This window comes from Thalassospira sp. HJ (genome assembly GCF_000948415.1).
In the GTDB taxonomy this organism is placed as follows: Bacteria; Pseudomonadota; Alphaproteobacteria; order Rhodospirillales; family Thalassospiraceae; genus Thalassospira.
In genome coordinates this window covers 350,918-370,569 of sequence record NZ_JYII01000010.1, presented here as the reverse complement: position 1 = coordinate 370,569, position 19,652 = coordinate 350,918, and the positions used below count along the sequence as shown (strand labels likewise).

The 19,652-nt window shown below is 50.9% G+C and carries 17 protein-coding genes; 4 read left to right on the top strand and 13 right to left on the bottom strand.

Features of this window, described 5'->3' with window-relative positions:
* Positions 1–319: 319 nt before the first annotated feature.
* The 8 genes from UF64_RS07165 to UF64_RS07130 all read right to left on the bottom strand — a co-directional run bounded on the left by UF64_RS07165 (position 320) and on the right by UF64_RS07130 (position 9,300).
* The gene (locus tag UF64_RS07165) at positions 320–1,048 is read right to left on the bottom strand and encodes a transcriptional regulator NanR (protein ID WP_044827908.1); all 729 of its coding nucleotides are present in this window, start codon (positions 1,046–1,048) and stop codon (positions 320–322) included.
* A 64-nt stretch (positions 1,049–1,112) separates the two neighbouring features.
* Entirely contained in the window at positions 1,113–2,954 is a 1,842-nt protein-coding gene (locus tag UF64_RS07160; protein ID WP_044827907.1) for a hypothetical protein, read from the bottom strand.
* 36 nt (positions 2,955–2,990) lie between these two features.
* On the bottom strand, positions 2,991–4,016 hold the full coding sequence (locus tag UF64_RS07155; protein ID WP_044827906.1) for a Gfo/Idh/MocA family protein: 1,026 nt from the start codon (positions 4,014–4,016) through the stop codon (positions 2,991–2,993).
* Between the two features lie 6 nt (positions 4,017–4,022).
* Positions 4,023–5,099, bottom strand: a complete 1,077-nt coding sequence (locus tag UF64_RS07150) for an ABC transporter permease (protein ID WP_044827905.1) — start codon at positions 5,097–5,099, stop codon at positions 4,023–4,025.
* Positions 5,096–6,670 (bottom strand): sugar ABC transporter ATP-binding protein, encoded by a 1,575-nt coding sequence (locus UF64_RS07145; protein ID WP_044827904.1) that lies wholly within the window; start codon positions 6,668–6,670, stop codon positions 5,096–5,098. Before UF64_RS07145 ends, UF64_RS07150 begins: the two co-directional genes overlap by 4 nt.
* On the bottom strand, positions 6,663–7,403 hold the full coding sequence (locus UF64_RS07140; RefSeq protein WP_052657480.1) for a DUF2291 family protein: 741 nt from the start codon (positions 7,401–7,403) through the stop codon (positions 6,663–6,665). The genes UF64_RS07145 and UF64_RS07140 overlap by 8 nt, the downstream gene beginning before the upstream one ends.
* A 49-nt stretch (positions 7,404–7,452) precedes the next feature.
* Positions 7,453–8,397: a D-ribose ABC transporter substrate-binding protein gene (locus UF64_RS07135; protein WP_033068282.1), complete on the bottom strand. Its 945-nt coding sequence runs from the start codon at positions 8,395–8,397 to the stop codon at positions 7,453–7,455.
* Between the two features lie 78 nt (positions 8,398–8,475).
* Complete coding sequence (locus UF64_RS07130; protein WP_044827903.1) at positions 8,476–9,300, bottom strand: phosphogluconate dehydrogenase C-terminal domain-containing protein; 825 nt, start codon at positions 9,298–9,300, stop codon at positions 8,476–8,478.
* A 131-nt stretch (positions 9,301–9,431) separates the two neighbouring features.
* On the opposite strand from UF64_RS07130, the gene UF64_RS07125 reads away from it, so the two are divergent.
* Both UF64_RS07125 and UF64_RS07120 read left to right on the top strand, forming a co-directional pair.
* The gene (locus UF64_RS07125; RefSeq protein ID WP_044827902.1) at positions 9,432–10,679 is read left to right on the top strand and encodes a ribulose-bisphosphate carboxylase large subunit family protein; all 1,248 of its coding nucleotides are present in this window, start codon (positions 9,432–9,434) and stop codon (positions 10,677–10,679) included.
* Between the two features lie 2 nt (positions 10,680–10,681).
* Positions 10,682–12,031, top strand: coding sequence for a four-carbon acid sugar kinase family protein (locus UF64_RS07120; RefSeq protein ID WP_044827901.1), 1,350 nt, complete (start codon positions 10,682–10,684; stop codon positions 12,029–12,031).
* A 246-nt stretch (positions 12,032–12,277) separates the two neighbouring features.
* On the opposite strand, the gene UF64_RS07115 is transcribed toward UF64_RS07120, so the two are convergent.
* The 4 genes from UF64_RS07115 to UF64_RS07100 all read right to left on the bottom strand — a co-directional run bounded on the left by UF64_RS07115 (position 12,278) and on the right by UF64_RS07100 (position 15,949).
* Positions 12,278–12,994, bottom strand: coding sequence for an ABC transporter ATP-binding protein (locus tag UF64_RS07115; RefSeq protein ID WP_235284991.1), 717 nt, complete (start codon positions 12,992–12,994; stop codon positions 12,278–12,280).
* A gap of 41 nt (positions 12,995–13,035) precedes the next feature.
* Positions 13,036–14,028, bottom strand: a complete 993-nt coding sequence (locus tag UF64_RS07110) for an iron chelate uptake ABC transporter family permease subunit (RefSeq protein WP_235284990.1) — start codon at positions 14,026–14,028, stop codon at positions 13,036–13,038.
* Positions 14,018–14,947, bottom strand: a complete 930-nt coding sequence (locus tag UF64_RS07105; RefSeq protein WP_235284989.1) for an ABC transporter permease — start codon at positions 14,945–14,947, stop codon at positions 14,018–14,020. Before UF64_RS07105 ends, UF64_RS07110 begins: the two co-directional genes overlap by 11 nt.
* Before the next feature lie 69 nt (positions 14,948–15,016).
* Positions 15,017–15,949 (bottom strand): siderophore ABC transporter substrate-binding protein, encoded by a 933-nt coding sequence (locus UF64_RS07100; protein ID WP_044827899.1) that lies wholly within the window; start codon positions 15,947–15,949, stop codon positions 15,017–15,019.
* A gap of 225 nt (positions 15,950–16,174) precedes the next feature.
* Here UF64_RS07100 and UF64_RS07095 point away from each other — a divergent pair, with 225 nt between their 5' ends.
* A complete protein-coding gene (locus tag UF64_RS07095; protein WP_044827898.1) occupies positions 16,175–17,593 on the top strand; it encodes a glycosyl transferase family protein in 1,419 nt (472 codons plus the stop codon).
* 6 nt (positions 17,594–17,599) lie between these two features.
* On the opposite strand, the gene UF64_RS19660 is transcribed toward UF64_RS07095, so the two are convergent.
* Positions 17,600–18,490 (bottom strand): LysR family transcriptional regulator, encoded by an 891-nt coding sequence (locus UF64_RS19660; RefSeq protein WP_052657479.1) that lies wholly within the window; start codon positions 18,488–18,490, stop codon positions 17,600–17,602.
* Positions 18,491–18,598: 108 nt separating this feature from the next.
* On the opposite strand from UF64_RS19660, the gene UF64_RS07085 reads away from it, so the two are divergent.
* The gene (locus tag UF64_RS07085) at positions 18,599–19,618 is read left to right on the top strand and encodes an MBL fold metallo-hydrolase (RefSeq protein WP_044827897.1); all 1,020 of its coding nucleotides are present in this window, start codon (positions 18,599–18,601) and stop codon (positions 19,616–19,618) included.
* Positions 19,619–19,652 lie beyond the last annotated feature (34 nt).

The following is a 19,652-nucleotide window of genomic DNA, read 5'->3' as shown; positions in this document are numbered from 1 at the left end:
AAGCCTATATCCCCGAATTATGACAAACCAACATCTGTCCCGACGCAAACATGCGTCGGGCTTAGGCAGCATAAATTTTTCGGGAAAAGTGTCACGTGCCACAAAAGCTGACATTCGACTTCTCGCGAAATCAATGCCTTAGCACTTCCGATTGCCAGATAAGTTGACATGGATTGACACATAAGCTGACAAAAACTGCGGAATTGACAGAAAAGCTGACATTTTTCTCAAACATGCTGCAGCACCTTGAATGATCGTTGTCCAACATTCAAATCCGGTCACACCGAGACACACGTCTTGCGAACTAATGCGATGCTATTCAGCCTTCCCGATGACGATAAAGGTCATTCGAACGGTTCAGGTGTGATTGCATTTCCAGGGCGGCCTTCTCAGGCTCTTGGTTTTCAATGCATTTCACAATTTCGCTGTGTTCTCGGAGGGTAACATCTTCCTGACCTGACCAGATCAGCAAGTCGGTGTGGTAATTGAAAACCCAGTTCAGCATCGCTTCACTGACAGCTTGAAAAATCGGGTTGCCCGAAATGCTCGATACCTTGATGTGAAAGGCCATATCGCTCTTGATGAAGGCCGCCGCATCACCAAGTTTTTCGCGCTGCGCTTCAATCAAACCTTTTAGGTCTTCGACGTCATCTGCCGTCGCATTCTTCGCTGCAATCCGGACCATCCCCACCTCAAACAGACGACGCGCTTCCTTGAGATGTTCAAGGTTGTCAGGCGATGCTGACAACAACATGCGTGCGACCATATCCATCTGCCTGAACATCAGGTCAGCGGAAAGCTCGCTCACACGGGCACGTTCACCGTGGGAAATATTGATCAGCCCCAAAGTATGCATAGATTGCATCGCCTCGCGCACTGCCGGTCGCCCGACACCGAAACGCTCCATCAAGGTGCGCTCCGACGGCATCAGATCCCCTGGCCCCAATTCGCCGCGCACAATCATCTCTCGCAGGCGTTCAAGCACCTGATCTGAAAGTTTGCGTCGGACGATTTTCTTATCATCGCCTGTATCTGCCCAACTATTCATACGAATGTGGTTCCGTGTCATTCTGAAGTTAATCTTGTTGTGCAAACTTCTAGCGTATCTCCAGTCAATTGAGAACCTCGGAGCAAGGTAATTCGAGTTGCAGCATTCCATAAGCATCAAGCGCGTGGCACCCCACCGAACCACCGATCTCCACATTGACTGATTGCTTCGTGAGATTGGCCATCAGAACCCTGACAAGGGCTCCATCCTTTACGGCAATAGCTACAACCTGTTTTGGATCATCGACACGGCAAGGCAAAATCGGTTTCCCTGCCATTTCTGAAAACGCCTTTACGGCCTCGCCGATTGGCAAGAGGTCTGAATGTTCAGCATCAATAATTCCGCGTGTACCAATCACCCCGGCTGGCACCCAACGGCTAATATCAGCTGCAGAAACCTGCGCTCCATAGCCGACGGCCCAAGCTGCCCCGAACTGTTCCCGGTGACGGGGATCGTCATGGGTCATACAGATCCGCTCCCCGTTCGGATTAGGAAATGTACGTGAGCCATAAGGATTCTGGCGCATGGCAATGGTGGTCGGCCCCAATCGATACTCTTTTCCCGGACCAAGAATGGCGCGAGCGGACCGAAGAATATGCGGCAAAGTTTCCAACGTTTCCATGACACTCTCGTCGTCTGCCGCATGCACGATCGGATTGGTCGCGTGGGTGACAATATCAAGCATCTCAACTGGCGGCCGCTTTCGGTTAAGCTCAGTAAAGTAGCTAAACATCCCCCCGCCCAATGAAATGCCGGGAAAGGCCTTTCGGGCTGCGCTGTAGATATCCGCAAGGGGAGGACAATCTGGCCATTCACTGCCTGGCGGCGTTGATTGCCGATCGACCGATGGGCACACCAGCAAACTATCGGGCTTGAAACCAGCATACGCCAGACCGTCTTTTAGTGCTGTGAACTCCTGATCAAGATTACCATCACAGATGACCACATATTCAAGTTCATATTGCGCATCGAATTCCTGTTGAAGAGCCGCAAACGCCGATAAATCCTGGCCCACATGCCCGACAGTCTGATCGTAATGACACAGCAGGACCTGCGGGGTGACCTTGCTCAAAACATCCAGACAGACAAGAGGTTGATGTGCCTCTTCGGGGGTGATCACCAAGCCTGTTTTCGGGAAAACATGCCCAGAACCGATTTCCGGGATCACTTGGATCGCCGTATCCTCTGCTTTGCCTTTCTTTGTGGGTAGTCCTGCTGCTGATCGGGCCGTGCTGCCTTCGATTGAAAGCTCTATGGATTGCGTGTTTGTTTTCCCACCGTCCAAAAGATACGGCCAAGGAAGTTCAATCGGTCGAACATAGGTTTTAAAAGAGGCATCAGACCAGTTCCGCTGATCCTCCATTTCAAATTCATCACCCAAAAACCGGCAGGTTGCCGTCAGCCCGGCCTCGGGATAATGCGTTAATCCGCGGATGGATTTGAAGGGCTGCCATGGCTCGATCAGATCGGGAAAAATGGTGTCTTCGATATCCCCGTCGCAATGCTCAACCCTGACAGGCTGCCCGGCAACGCCCTCAATCGGATGAAGCACATTAAAGCCGCACCGATTGGTTTCAAAACCACCATCGGGGGTTGCATCCACGGTGAAACGAAGCACCCCGTCCTCAGTCCCGCTGATTACCGCTTTCAACGCAAGTGCAACACCATTGTTGTCACACGTCGCAACATAGGAAATGGAAAAATTTCCGGGGGTTTCCTCAACAACGATATCGGACAAAACAGGCGAAAGTGTTCCCCAGTCCCGGTCTCGTACAACATAGGAAATCGCCCGTAATATCTCTGTCCCGTGATATCGGACATATCGCAGGTTGCCATGTTCAAAGCGCACTTGTAGCGGTCCTGCTTTGAGGGCCCTGACAGGACTTGCTTTGCTGACCTTGCTCATCAACTCATAACCTTTGGGTAACCTGACAAAAGATGATCATCCATTTCCGACCTTGACCACCTGCAAGCCATTATCCGCCGACTGATAGGCACCATAAACAAGCGCCAGTGTTTTCAGATTGTCATGCCCTGAGGTTTCTGGTTGCCGGTTATCGCGCAGACAATCAACAAAGTGCTGCTCGATATTGAAAACGCTTTCCTGAATGTTGTGCCATGGCTTTTCTGCCCAGTGCAAAAGTGGCGGGGCGACGTCGATATGCCGTGTGCCATCATGGTTGTGACACATAAGCTGATAGCCAGAATTCAGGCGCAACGTCCCTTTGCTGCCATCAACTTCAAGCAGGGTTTCGGGAAAACTTTCGACCGGCAGGCTTGTGGCATAGCTGCAATCAACAATACTCGTGATGCCGTTGTCATGATCCAGCATCATGGTTGCAACATCTTCGGCGCGAATATTGGGATTGACGCGTTTTGTCCTGGCAGAGATTGAACCAACATCCCCGAACAGGAACCGGGCAATATCCAAAATATGGATACCAAGATCCTGAATGATGAATTTTTCATCCGTCGCAAGATATGGCTGCCCGGAATAAACATTATAGGCTGATCGGAAACTGACACGTCCCCAAAAAACGTCGCCGATGGCGCCCTCGTCGATATGGGTTTTGACGGCACGAATTGCTGACTGCCAGCGGAAGTTTTCATGCACCATCAAGGTGACACTGGATTTATCGGCCATTGAAACCATTTTACCAGCATCGTTCATCGACGACGCGAAAGGCTTCTGACAAATGATATGAACGCCAGCTTGTGCCGCCATCTCAACCAATGGTAAATGTGTTTCTACTGTCGTCGCGATATCGACAAAATCCAACTCTTCGTTGGCAAACATCTCATGCGCGTCGGTATAGGTGTTTTCGATACCAAACCGTTTCGAGGTTTCGCTCAGACGCTGTTCATCGCGATCACACAGTGCGGTAATGTTAACATCATCAATGTCACGCCAGGCGCACAGATGATTTTGTGCAAAAAATCCGCATCCAATTAAAGCACCTTTTAACATTCAGATTTATCCTTCCTGTTTGCTGAGTGCTGCCTGCTGCTGCAAGGCGACTTTAGCCTGCAGACGTTGCTGTGCCTGATCGACGACCACGGCGGCAATAATTACAAGCCCCTTGATAACGGTTTGCCAGAACGAACTAACCCCCATCATGACCAAACCATCCGAAAGAATACCGATCACAAAGGCACCGATGATGGTTCCGGCAATACGCCCTCGTCCACCGGACATCGATGTCCCGCCAAGAACCGCCGCAGCAATTGCGTTTAATTCGAATGTCTCGCCGGTTGCCGGATGGGATGCGACAAGCTGGGATGAAATCACCAACCCGACAATTGCCGCACAGAACCCGGAAAACATATAGACGAACATTTTGACACGGTTGACCTTCACGCCCGACAGTGCGGCCGCTTGTTCATTCCCCCCAACCGCATAGATGTGACGACCAAGCGGGGTCCGCCCTGCGATATAGGCAGCACCGCATCCAACCGCGATCAAAATCCAGATTGATACCGGGATCCCCATAAATGCACCCGACCCCAGCACACTTAGCCCGTTAGACCCATATTCCGGGTTACCGACCAAATTCGGGAATGTCGCCCCGTCAGAGGACAACAACGCAAGCCCCCTTGCGACGTATAGCGTTCCAAGGGTCGCGATGAACGGCGCAACATTAAGCTTGGTGATCAAGGCACCGTTTATCGCCCCGAAAAGCACACCAACAAAAAGCGTGATTGCAAAGATTTCAAAGATATTGAAATAGAGCGTGTACCCGATCCCGAGATCAACACCGTTCAGGATCAGCCACCCTGCAACCATGCCGCATAGCCCAACAATTGAACCAACCGAAAGGTCAATGCCGCCGGTAATGATGACAAAGGTCATGCCGATCGCAAGGAACGCATTCAAGGCCACATGTTTTGACATGATGACAAAATTGGCCGCGCTTAGGAAATTCGGGGCTGCAAACGCAAAAAACGCAAACACAAGAATAAGTGCAATAAATGTGCGCAGCTTCAACAACAGCAAAAGCCAAGTCTGATTGCTGTTTCCTGACGCCGTTCCGGCCGATGCGATAGATGTCATATCTGCAACTCCCTGTTCTCAGCCGTTTTCTGGCTTGTTGTTGTGTGACCGACTGCAGATGCGGCAATGATCTGTTCTTCGGTCGCTTCTTGCTGGGAAAATTCCTTGATCACCCGCCCCTTTGACATCACCAGAATCCTGTCAGAAAGAGACATCACCTCTTCAAGGTCAGAGGTCACAAACAATATCCCCAGGCCATCCGCGGCAAGCTTGCGCATTTCTTGAAAAACTTCGCCTTTTGCCCCGATATCAATGCCGCGACTTGGTTCATCCATCAGCAGCAATTTGGGGTTGGTCATCAAGGCTTTGCCGATGACGACCTTTTGCTGGTTGCCACCTGACAATGAGCTGACCGGATTTTCGACACTTGCAACCTTGATAAACAGGTCACGCACCATATCTGCGACGGCCTTGCGCTCTTTCTTGATGCTCAGGTACCCGCGTTTGGTAAATTTTATCAGGCTGGACAGCGACATGTTTTCACGGATCGGCAAGATTTGAACCAGCCCTGCACCTTTTCGGTCCTCCGGGATCAAGGCAATTCCGCGCTCTATTCGCCCCGCCACGCTGGTTTCATCAAGGGGCTTTCCATCCACATAAAACTTTCCGGTGCACATCGGATGCTGGGCCATGATGCATTCGAAAAATTCAGACCGCCCCGCCCCCATCAATCCATAAATGCCAACAATCTCGCCAGCCTTCAGGGAAACGGAAACGCGATCAACGACAAACCCGCCATTCTTGCTTGGCAGGCATATGTCTTCGGCCCGGAATACTTCTGCACCAAGTTGATGGGTCAGTGATTTTGAGAAATCCTTGGACGCAGCACCGATCATGTTGCGCACAATCCAACTGACCTCCACCCCCGCCATCGAACGCGACCCGGTAATGCAGCCGTCACGTAAGACCGTGATGTAATCCCCAATCAGGATAAGCTCTTCGAGCCGATGGGAAATGTAAATGATTCCCACACCAGACTTTTTAAGATCCCTGATCACACGGAAAAGAATTTCCACTTCAGCCGCACTGAGCGCCGATGTTGGCTCATCCATAATCAGAATGCGTGCATCCTGTGCGAGGGCCTTGGCAATTTCGACAATCTGCTGTTCGCCGATACTTAATTCGCCGACAAGTGCATCGGGGGAAATGTCATGCTCCAGCCGTTTCATCAAGCTTGCGGCTTCTGCCTGCTGGCTGCGACTGTCTATATCAACACCACCGCGCGTTTTCTCCCGCGCAATAAAGATATTGTCGGCCACCGTCATGTTCGGAAACAAATTAAGCTCCTGAAAAACAATGCCAATGCCATGCGCCGCGGCGGCACGTGTATCAGCAAACTGAACCCGTTTGCCATCCACCGCAATCTCGCCGGCCGTTAATTGTTCAACCCCGGCGATAACCTTCATAAGGGTCGATTTCCCGGCACCGTTTTCACCGACAAGGACATTCACAGCCCCCAGCCTGACATCAAAGTCGACTTCATTCAGGGCCAAAGTTCCAGGATAGACTTTCGTTGCCCCCCGCACTTTCAGTCCGATTTGATGTTCTTCGTTATATGAAAGATCATTCATTGCCGGTCACCTCGATTTCAACCGGGGTAATCAGAACGGTGTCGTCGGGTTTTCGCATTGTAAATGCGCCGGTGGCAGCAACAGATTTACCGACCAGGCCCTCACGCGGCAGATCGGCCAAAGCAGTTTCAAAGGCCTTGGTATTTAGAGCACGCGACAACTGCGCAAACTCAATCTGATCTGTGAAGGACGTAAAATCGAAGAATGGCAAAACATCACGCAACGTCGTACCACGGATGACCGGGCCAAGCTGTATGACGGCGTCTGCACGCCCATCCCCATCGATATCAACATCTGCGGTCGCTGCCCGCGTGTCTGTTTTTGCCGCGACGATTTCACCCTCAATCCGGGTGGCAAAGTTCCACGGGCTGCCCTCGCTGGATGGACGATATCCAAAAGAGGCACCGGCGGCATCAAGGTCGTCCCCAAGCCCTGCCAAAATGTCAGCGAAATCAGCCCCCGAACTCTCAAGGTGCGGAACAACCCGATCTTCCCAAATACCCTCCACCAGGGCAGGCATATCTCGATAAGACGAACCTGAAACAGTTGCCTTATTATCATTTTCAACATCGTTCTTTACCAGTTGGCATGCCTCAACCGAGAACACCAAAGGCAAAAGCAGAAGCAATTTTATCATTGGCCCAATGCGCTTCAAGCTGGCCTCCTTCAGAAGATTGCACAACTCAATCTCTGCGGTGAGCGGGGAACGCAGCCCAAGCTGCGCCCCGCCCATCCGGCACAAAAGATCGCGAGCGACGACATATACTGCCGTGGTTGCTCACTTACTTAAGCGCGAAGGTTTCCAATTGCTTGGCGTTGTCAGCAGTAATCAGGACACAATCCATCAACTGCTTTTCATCGTGGCCGGTCGAGCCGGTTTTCAGATACTGGTCGGCTTGCTCGACCGCGATCTGTGCCTGACGGTAAGCGGGCTGCAGAACCGTCGCCTTGATACCACCTTCAAGAATGGAATCACGAACGTCATTGCTGCCGTCGAAACCGACAACAATCACATCATTGCGACCGGCTGCCTGAAGCGCTGCAATCGCGCCCATCGCCATGGTGTCATTTCCTGAAATGACACCTTTGATATCGGGGTTGGCCTGAAGGATAGTTTCCATCTTTTCATAGGCTTCGGTCTGGCTCCAGTTGGCAGACTGCTGGGCCACCATCTCCATGTCTGGATATTGGTCAATGATATCGTGATAGCCCGAAGAACGAATACCGGCATTGGTGTCGGCTTCACGTCCAAGAAGTTCGGCGTATTTGCCTTCTTCACCCATCTGGCGAACGAACTCCTCAGCACCAAGCTGAGCACCCTGATAGTTGTTCGAGACAATCTGTGACACAGCAATCCCCGATTCCTTGATCTCACGATCAATAAGGAAAGACGGGATACCGGCTTCTTTCGCACGACGCACCGGTGCAACCGTTGCTTCTGCACCGGCATTATCAAGAATGATCGCCTTTGCACCGCGGGCTATTGCCGTATCGTAAAGCTGGTTCTGCTTGTTTGGATCATCATCATGCACCAGCACAAGGGTATCATAACCCAGTTCCTCAGCCCGCTGTTTTGCGCCTTCAGCTTCTGCTTTAAAGAAGGGATTGTCGTGAGACGGAGTAATGATCGCAATCAAGTCTGCTGCGGATGCTGACATCGGCATGGCAGTAGCCAAACCCATCACCATTGCCACGCCCGCAAAAAGTGCTCTGCGCGTAAACGCCATTTGTACCTCCCTAGATACATAAAGTTTATAGTCACCATGCGACATGCTTCTGTTTCGAAGTTCTGTTGTCGCGCCTTATCAGGTGATCCGACGGATACTTTCTTTGATTTCGTCCGGTTCGAATACCCCGATCCAGTCATCACGCATCAAGCGTGGCTTTCCGTTATTGATCGCCTTGTTACACGCATCAGAGAATTCACCCTGTATTTCGCCCATAACAACGGCACCAAGAATATTAAGATGCCCCAAAAGGAAGTCACGTGCTGCCTGCTCATTCACGCCCCGGCGCACGACCTCGTCAAGCGCCTCTTTCATGACAACCAGCAAGGTAGCACAAACCGTTTCGGACAACCCCGGCTCCAGCAGGGCCATTTCATCAACTGACACGCGATGAGACCTGAGAATCGGCTGGAAAATTACCTTTGCAATCTCTTCGCCAAGCGCAAAGTCCTCTTCAGGCCCCTGCATCAAGGCGCTGACAATAGCCTGTCTTGCCGCAACACCACCGAAATAGTCGCGCTTGGCGACCATGTCTGTTTCTTCATTGAAAATTGGCGGATGACAAGGATGTGTAACGAAATAGGTCACATCATCGCGCTTTGGGAAATGGCCTGCAAAGGGTGCAGCCGCATCAAGTGCAATAATCATGGTGCCAGGTGCAACCTTGTCGATCAGGCCATGTGAAACGGCCTTTATCGCTGTATCTGGAACAGCAAGAATAACGGCACGTGCACCGGCCAAAGCATCATCTAGCGCAACACAACTGACACCAACCGCATCCTTGAGGCGGGCCTGCCCGGCTTCGGTAATTTCGACATGTGCAACATCAAAGCGCGAGCCCTTGAGATTGGCCGAAAGCCGAACCCCCATTTTGCCACCGGCACCGATCAACGCGATCTTCATGCTTCCTCCTGTTGGTGTTTTTGTTTGTTGAAACGAGAATTACCGACATTCATCATATTGTCAACTGGTATGATGAGATGATAATTATGATCTCAATTCAAAGAAGATTGACCGTCAGGAGGACTACACCAATGGAAAGACTGCGCGCCCAGTACGAGGTTGAAAGCCCCAAAAGCCTTGACCACGCTGCCAAAGTCATTGCTGGCGAACAATCATCGGGAACTTTTTTGAAACTTGCCGGGGAAACAGACGCATTGCGCCAACGATCCGGTGCCCGGGTTGAACTCATCGAGGAACGGTCGCAATCAGCCTTACCATCTCTGCCCACGCGAACGCAGGGATCACAGTATTCACGCGGGGTTATCACGCTGTCCTGGCCTTTGGACAATATGGGCACATCGCTTACCAATGTGCTTGCGACAGTCGCAGGCAATCTGTTCGAACTGGCAGATGTATCGGCATTGCGTTTGATTGACGTCGATTTCCCGGATGCATTTTCGCAGGCCTATCCCGGCCCTGCATTCGGGCGCAAGGGCACTCTTGATCTTGCCGGTGTTTCCAACGGTCCGATGATCGGCACCATCATCAAACCCAGTGTCGGGCTGTCACCAGATGAAACCGCGCAACTTGTCCTTCAATTGATCGAAGGTGGAATCGATTTCATCAAGGATGATGAATTGCAGGGAAATGGCCCACACTGCCCGTTCCCCGAACGCGCCCGGAAGGTCATGCGGGTCATCAATGACTATGCCGACCGTACCGGCAAGAAGCCGATGTATGCCTTTAACATCACAGGCGAGGTCGACGAGATGAAACGCAATGCCGATCTGGTACACGAACTGGGCGGTACATGTATCATGGTCAGCCTCTTTTCGATCGGACTGGCAGGGCTAAGTGCCATTCGTACGCACGCCGCGCTTCCGCTGCATTGTCATCGCAACGGGTGGGGTCTTTTCTCAAGATCTCCGGACATCGGTATTTCGTTTCGCGCCTGGCAAAAATTCTGGCGGTTGGCTGGCGCTGATCATCTGCATGTCAACGGGATCGCCAACAAATTCACTGAAAGTGACGAGACGGTCATGGAATCAGCCCGCGCGCTTGGTGAAAATGTGACCCCCAATCAAACGTATCAAGCAATGCCGGTTTTCTCATCTGGCCAGACTGCAGTGCAAATGGAACAGACCATCACCGCACTTGGTCACACTGACTTCATCTATTGCGCAGGTGGCGGGATCATCGGCCATCCCGGTGGTGTTGCAGGTGGCGTCGCCAGCATTCAGCAGGCCGCTGCCGCCGCAGTTCAAGGCATCCCTGTTGATGAATTTGCCAAAGACCATAAAGAACTCCGCCTTGCGCTTTCGACTTTCCGGAAAAATTGATCATGTCCAACACTTCATTCGCTCAGGATCTGTTTCTCTCCTTTTACGGGGATGACTTTACCGGCTCCACCGACGTTATGGAGGCACTGTCTTCAAACGGTATTGAAACCGTTTTGTTTACCCGCATCCCCGAAGCACATCACATTGAACAGTTTAAAAACTGCAGCGCCGTTGGTCTGGCAGGGATCAGCCGAAGCCAGCCCCCCGAATGGATGGATGACAATCTACCTGATATTTTCCGCTGGTTGCAGCGTCTGAACGCAAAACACTGTCATTATAAAACATGCTCCACTTTCGACAGTGCCCCCCATCAGGGATCAATCGGACGTGCCATAGAAATCGGCAGAACCGTGTTTGACCAAAAGCAAGTTCCATTGATTGTCGGTGCACCCCAGCTTCGCCGATATACCTTCTTCGGGCATCTGTTTGCCGCATATCGCGACCAGACCTATCGCATTGACCGTCACCCGGTCATGAGCCAGCACCCCGCAACACCGATGACGGAATCTGACCTGCTGGTCCATCTGGGCCGACAGAGCTCGTTGTCGTCAACCTGCGTAACTGCTGATCAAATGAAAACCCTGCTTGGTGAGGCGTCCGACGAACACGGGGCGAAAAACACACTCCCAGAACAACAATGCCTTCTTCTTGATATTTACGATGATCAAGGTCAGGCGGCCGCTGGCACGTTTTTGCATGTTTTTCGTAAATCATTGGGCCCGTTCGCAGTTGGATCATCAGGTGTTGAGTATGCTTTGCTGCGGGCATGGCAGCAGGCTGGCCTCATTGGACCGGGACCGCAAATTTCCCGCCCCAAAAAACTTGACCGCATTGCTGTTGTGTCGGGGAGTTGCTCTTCAACAACGTCAAATCAGATCGAAATGGCCCTGTCAGAGAATTTTGCAGGCGTCCCGATTGACTATCATGCCTTGATTTCCGGGCAAGGAACCGAGCTTGCCCTTGAACAAGCTGCAACTTCTGCCTCGAAACACCTAAAGAATGGCAAAAGCCCGATCATTTATACAGCCCGCGGCCCTGAAACTGTCACCAATGCTCAAGCCGCTTCTGCGGACGTCGCCGGGCGCCACCTTGGGGGCCTGCTTGACAGATTGATCCGCGAACATCAGTTGGAACGTGCCATTATTGCCGGTGGTGATACTTCCAGCCTGGCTCTAAGCGAAATGAACATCTACGCCTTGACCCTGCGTCATCCGATACCGCAAACACCTGGGTCCCCTTTGTGCAATGCCTTTCACAATGATGGAACCCAACTGGAAATCGCTCTCAAGGGCGGTCAAATCGGTAAGGACGACTATTTCATTTCTTTGCGGGATGGCAAACTCACTACCTAGAGTAAGGGCAGAATTCGAGCCGGCAACCCTCATCAACAATCACCAACGATAAAAGTCTGATGATTGATGATGGCCAGATTAAGTAATAATATTAAAATATGATTATTATAGAGTATACAAGTCTGTCATCCCATGCGATGAACCAACCCGACGCATCACATCGGCAATCGTTTTGCCCGCTTGCTGCGGGCACAGTGATGCGAAAAAATCTGAGAATTAGAGAGGATGCCGACACCGGTCCCGGATCTATATGCCGTAATAGGTTGCGATCATTTGCCCGTTAATATTTTGGACCTGAAACGACGTATTATAAATGTCGGTAAGAATACCGGCATCAATGATCTGATCTGGCGATCCCTGCTCAGCCACCTTGCCATCCTTCATAGCGATAATATGATCTGAATAGCATGATGCAAAATTGATATCGTGAATAACGACAACAACCGTCTTTCCAAAATCGCGTGCGGCCTGCCGGAACAGTTTCATCATTGAAACAGCATGATGGATATCAAGATTGTTCAACGGTTCGTCAAACAGCATGTAGTCTGTATCCTGACACAACGTCATTGCGACAAAAGCACGCTGCCGTTGCCCACCCGATAGCTGGTCAAGAAAACGGCCCGACAGATCAGTCAAGCCAAGATATGCAAGCGCACGATTGACATGTTCCAGATCATTCTCATTCGTGCGGCCCTTGCTGTGGGGATACCTGCCAAAGGCAACCAGATCGCGCACGGTAAGTCGCGCAGTCATATGGTTATCCTGACGCAGCACGGCCAAGCGTTTTGCCAACTCAAGGCTATCGGCGGTCGCGATATCCACCCCATCTACTGTGATTTTGCCATCATCCATGTTTACCAGTCTGGCAATCATGGACAGCAATGTGGATTTTCCCGCACCATTTGGGCCAATGATTGACGTCAGCCCGTTCCGCTTTAAACCAAGTGTCACATCATCAACCACGAGGGTTCCATCATACGACTTGGTCGCATTGCGTACATTAATCACCGAACACCTCTGCGCAAAATAAGCCCGATAAAGAACAATCCGCCTGCAAACTCGATCAAGATTGCCAATGCTGTGTTGAAATCAAACAACTTCTCAAGCACCAATTGCCCGGACGACAAGCAAATAAAGGCGATCAAAACCGACCCAGGCAGAATATGTTTGTGCTTGGCCCCTGGCAGCACGATGTAAGCCAGATTTGCAACCAGCAAACCAAAGAACGTGACCGGCCCAACCAAGGCAGTCGACACAGCCACCAGAACAGATGCAAGCGCCAGAATAATAACTGCGGTGCGAGTGTAATTGACGCCAAGTGAAATCGCGCTACCGCGCCCCAACAGCATGACGTCAAAGCGGCTGAATATCTTGGCCCCGATGGCGCTTACCAAAACAATCACGGCAACCGACGCCCCAAAAAGAGATTTGTCGACACTATTGAAGCTTGCAAACAGGCTATCTTGCAAAACGACAAAATCATTGGGATCGATAATCCGCTGCAACAACCCTGAAACACTGCGGAACAAAAGCCCGAAGAACAAACCGCTCAGTAAAAGAAGGTGCACATCCCGAAAAACACCAAAGAATAAAAAACGATAAAGGATCAACGCAAAAACAGTCAGACAGCCAGCCTCGATCAGAAACTTGATTTGCGGATCCAGCGCCGATATCGCCTGCGCCCCAAAGACAAAAATCAGAACAGTTTGTAAAAGCACATAAAGCGCATCAATTCCCATAATCGAAGGCGTCAGAATTCGGTTACTGGTAACTGTTTGAAACAAGACGGTTGAAACCGAAACGGCATAAGCGACAAGCAAAAGCGCCAGAAGCTTGGTTCCCCGAAATTCAAGAATGAACGCCCAATTGCCACGCGCCCCAATCGTCATAAAGCCAATCGCGGACAAACATGCCAAACAAAGCAAGATCATCAATACTCTGCCTGGGCCAATTCGACGCCTGATGGTTTTGGTTCGCGACATCACATTATCTGGCATACGCGTTTCTGCCCAAAACCAGATACAGGAAGAACAGGCTTCCAATCACACCAAGAACGGCACCAACCGGCACCTCGAAAGGTGCGATGATCAGACGCCCAATGATATCGCACACCAAAACAATTGCAGCGCCAAGCAAGGCGATCCAAGGCAGCGTCTTTTTCAGATTGTCGCCAAATGCAAGGCTGACCAGATTGGGCACGATCAGCCCGACAAACGGAATCATACCGGCCGATACGACCACAGATGCCGTGACAAGCGAGATAATCACCAACCCGAATGTCATGACCTTGCGATAATCCAATCCAAGACTGACCGAGAATTCCTGTCCCAAACCGGCCATCGTCAATTTGTCTGCCCCGCGATAGGCGATGATCGCCAACCCAAAGGCCAGCCAGAGCACTTCGTATCTTCCCCTCAAGACTGTCGAAAAATCGCCACTGGTCCAGACATTCATGGCCTGCATCATATCAAACCGATAGGCGATGAACGCCGCAAAGGAACTGATCACCCCGCCCAACATCATTCCGATCAATGGAACGATGACCACGGAACGCAATGGTATTTTGGTCAGCAACCACAAAAACAGCCCCGTGCCCGCAAGGGCAAATACGCCCGCCACCAGCATCTTTCCGACAATCGGCAAATCAGGCGCAAACAATAATACCACCAGCATCCCCAGCGCTGCTGCTTCGACTGTGCCGGTTGTCGCCGGTTCAACAAACTTGTTACGTGCCAGCATCTGCATTATTGCACCAGCGACAGCCATACTTGTCCCGGCAAAGACAAGCGCCAGAGTTCTTGGAATTCGCGAGGTTTGAAGAACCAGCCAATCGGTTTGACTAACCCTGCCATCAAGGAAATCGATCAGCGAGATGTTGGCAACACCAACAAACAAGCTGGCGACAGACAAAGCCACCACCGCCACACATGCAATAACGTAGATATTCTTCCGCAAAACCGCACCAGCCAAAATCAGCGACCTTTGTTAACTGCCGGAAACAGCAACAAAACGCTGAGCCAACTGTTTGATATTGCGGTGAAGTGACTCGATACCCGCATTCACAAGATACCAGGATGCAGAGTCAAGATAGACAATCTGGTCTTTTTTCCACGCATTCGTTTGATGAATCAGGTCATTGTCCAGCAAAGCCTCTGCAGCAGCGCCTGATTGTCCAATGGCAGAATCGCGGTCAATGACGAACAACCAGTCTGGATCGGTTTCCAGAATATATTCAAACGATACCGGCTGCCCATGATTCCCGGCTTTAATATTCTCGTCCGCGGGAACGACGCCAAACTCATTAAACAGGATTCCGAACCTTGAATTCGGACCATATGTGCTCATACGTGCGCCGTTTGTCATGATCAGCAATCCGTTACCCACCTTTGCGGATAAAGCCTGCAAAGAGGCCATGGATTCTTTTAAACCTTCAATTTCGGCGGTCGCTTTTTCCGGTTTATCAAAGATGGCGCCCAGTACCCGGATATTGCGAAAAACATCTGCAAGGAAATGATCCTGCCGCACAGTCAAATCAATTGTTGGTGCCATTGCGGAAAGTTCGGCAAATTTTGGCGCTGCACGACCCGAAATGATGATCAGATCAGGTTCCATGGCGTTAATCGCCTCAAAATCAGGTTCGAACATAGACCCAATTTTTGGCAATTCCCCAAATTGCGCCAATATTTCAGGCAGCGCGATTTCCGGTATTCCTTCCACAGGCTCTTCAAGAACATTCAGTGTATCAAGTGCAGACAAATCAAAGGTCAGCACAGTTCGCGGTTTCAATGGAACATCCGTCTCACCTTGGGCATGAGCAACCGTGACCACCGCCCCATCGGCATAGGCGGGCGCACCCGCCACAGAAAATGCGACTAGGAGTAATCCGCAAAAAGTGCTTACAATAGACCGAAGACTCATATCAAATCACCTTATCTGCCAGACCCGCATCATCAACTTGGCATCTGCTGAAACAAGTTTCTTATTCAGTTACCTGCCTCTGCCTTGATCGTGCAACCGAACAATTTTTTAATAATTCCAAATTGTGATCATTGAAAATTGCAGCCTAAACTAACGAAAAACAGCCACACCGCAACAGCTGAGAATGCAAATCAGCATCAAAGCAGCGAAAAAAACAGCTCTGTGATGCAAAAGACCCGCTTGTTGATTGCATTTGATTCTCTTTTACGGGTAGGCAGCGTCACACAAGCCGCAGAAGACGTTGGCATTCAGACTTCCGCTATGAGCCGAGTCCTATCGGAATTGCGCAAGATTTATGATGACGAGCTGTTTATTCGCACCGGTCAAGGCATGCGCCCTACACCACTTGCAGAATCGCTTCGCCTGCGCGTGAGAGCCTTGGCGCACGAAGCTTCCGAGTTGCTTTTTCCAACATCAGATCGCAATCAGACCCCATCCGCGGCAGAGGAAAATGAATGGCAACACCCCACGGTTTTGCCGATGCCACCATTGGCTTCTAGCCGCGAACCGAAACTTGATGTATCGCCGACGCCCGAAACCCTCTCGAGAAAAATCTCAGAGATTGATCACCGCGCATCGCCTGCCAAACGTCTGGCAAAATACATTGCCGTCACCTGCCCTGGCCCGGGAAAAAGCCGGCCACTCACGCAACGCGAAGCCAAAGACTGTTTTGATATTATCCTGAATGGCCTTGCCCATGAAATTCAGATCGGCGCATTGTTGATGACCATTCAGCACCGCGGTATCACGGCGCCAGAATTGGCCGGATTTATTGAGGCCGTGCGCAAAAGCATCATAACGAACACACCCTCTGGCATTCAGCCGGATCTTGACTGGCCGGCATATATCTCGGCCAACTGGCGACATGCACCATGGTTTATCCACTCCGCGCGGCTTCTGGCAGAAGCAGGTCACAAAATTCTGTTGCACGGCTATTTTGGCAACGGACCACATAGCGGAAAGCTTGAACTGGCAATGAACGACTGCGCCATTCCGGTATGCACAACGCTTGAAAACGCCAGCCAGGTCCTCAACACCTCAAACATCGCATATGCGCCGCTGGGTGCGATTTCACCGCAAATGCAAGGATTGCTGGATCTTTACCATCTGGTCGAAACCCGGTTACCGGTTCATTATGTTAGCCATCTGGTAAATCCCCTGAATGCAAAGTCCATTATCTTGGGGGCCGCTCAGCTTTCAAAGCGCGACCTTTACCGGGACGTTGCACATCTGTTGAAATACCAAAACGCGACAATTGTCGGCTCTGTAAGAGATTTTGCGCAAATCGCGCCTCAAAAGACAACGCCGCTTTACCGCATCTGTAACGGACAATCGCTTGACACTATCGCACCGGGAAATCGCATGATCGCCGATGCGCCACCCAGACATATCTTTACGCAGCGCGAACATTGGCAAGCTGTCTGGACCGGGTCCGCAACAGATGAAATGGCGGAAAATATCATCACCTATACAACTGCAGCGGCGCTGATCAGCTTACCACAGCATTCAGACGTGCCATTTGAAACGGCACTATCCCATGCGCAGATTTTATGGCGAGATCGCAATCGTGCAATGTCCAAATAACCACTTTCATAGTTCGCCAAGTCCGGATGCGACTTCAGCTCGCACCAGATCTGCAAAAGCATATGCAAGTGACATCGCGTCAAACTGACGACCAAGCGCAAGAACCAAAGGAATGCGACGCAGGTCTGATGAGACAGGAATCTCCACCAGTCGCGCGGCCTGCAAGTCGTCTTTTACACTATGACATGGAACGTACCCATAACATTTACCCGAGCGAATGGCAGCAATTGCAGCATCAAGCGAATTGACCCGCCACTGCCCGGGGAGCAAAAAGTCATGATTGACCTTATCTTCAACGTCCATGACCACGCGTGGGATCGTTGCTAATTGCTCTTCAAGTTCTGATCCGGTGACCTTTGCGATTGGATGATCTGCTCTTACAATCGGGCGAAGTGCAATATCGAATAAAGGCGTCGCGTTCAAACCGCTATCATCCCAATATCCGATCGCGACATCCCAACTTTCCGGCTTGAAATAAGAAATCGGTTTCCGGACAAACTCCTGAACCGAAACCTCGGTCTGGGGATGCTGATTTTGCAGTTCTGTAATCGCAGAAAAAAGAACGTCGCGCGGAAACAGACAATCGCATAGAACCCGTAAAGAGGGCCTCTGCCCGCTTGCCATCAAAGATGCGCGCGCTTCAAGATGGTTCAGACCGTCAATCAATGGAATGGCCGCCATCAAAAGACGCTCTCCCGTTTTGGTCAAAACAGCACGACGCCCGACTGTCCTGATAAGGTCGACATTCAGCTTCTTTTGCAATTCGGCAATTGCATAGCTCACTGATGATTGGCTGCGGTTAATCTCAAGCGCCGCCTTGGCAAAGCTCCCCGATCGTACTGCAGCGCGCAAAACCGCCCAATGTTCAATGTCGGTACGTGGAATGGTATTTTTCATCAAATTTTTCGATCAATATGAACAGTTATTCCCGCTTTTCGTTCGGTATTTTTGATCATAGATTCAGTTGCGAATAAAGATTAATCTCACACAAAATACGGTAGCTTTATGAAGACCATTGGAACGGCCTCAGTGATGTGCTTGATGCTCGCCCTTGTATCAACTGCGGCAAATGCGAAACCACTGACATCACAAGAACTGGCTGACAAGGGACTGAAAGCAGGTGAAAACTATCCCGGCCTGCATAACCTTTGTGATCTATCATCTCGCTTTCGCATCGCCGGATCCCGCCCAGCCGGAAGCACCAAGAAACGCGAACTTTCCGCCGAGGAACGCGAAAAAAAACGGCAAGGAGCCTATGTCGAACCGACCCGTGTGTTTGACAACTTGTACTTTGTCGGCAACCGGTCTGTTTCAAGCTGGGCCATTCAGACCAGTGACGGGATCATTCTCGTTGATGCTCTGAACAATAATGATCAGGCGGAACGCTATATCGAAGACGGCCTGATCAAACTTGGCCTCAATCCGAAAGATATCAAATACCTTATTATCACCCACGGCCACGGTGATCACTATGGTGGCCAGGAATATCTGGTTAACAAGTTCCACCCCAAAGTCGTGATGAGCGATCAGGACTGGAACATGCTCGAAGACCCGGAACAGATGATCCAAAATCCGCGCTGGGGTAAACCGCCGAAACGCGATGTCACGATCAATGACCGGGCAACCATAAGTCTGGGTGATACCAATGTGATGTTATTTGTTACGCCCGGTCATACGCCTGGAACAGTATCGTTGATTTTCCCGGTCCAAGACGGCGAAACGCGCCATCATGTCGGGCTTTGGGGTGGCACGGGATTAAACTTCGGCCCCAAAGAAGATCGCATCCGGGAATATGCCCAATCAGCAGAAAACTTCGAAAAAGCAGCCGAGCATCACAATGTTGATGTGTTTCTGTCAAACCATCCGCGCCGTGATGGTTCCGTTGAAAAGATGCAAAATCTTCAAAGCCGAGCTCCTGACACCAAGCATCCCTTTGTTGACGGCGAAGACGCTCTTGGTGCGTTCCAGTTGCTGCACTACTGCACCCTGGCCCAGGCGGAAAGACTGGCTGAAAGAGACCAATAACCCTTCCCTATAAATCACGATTTTCAAACAAAGA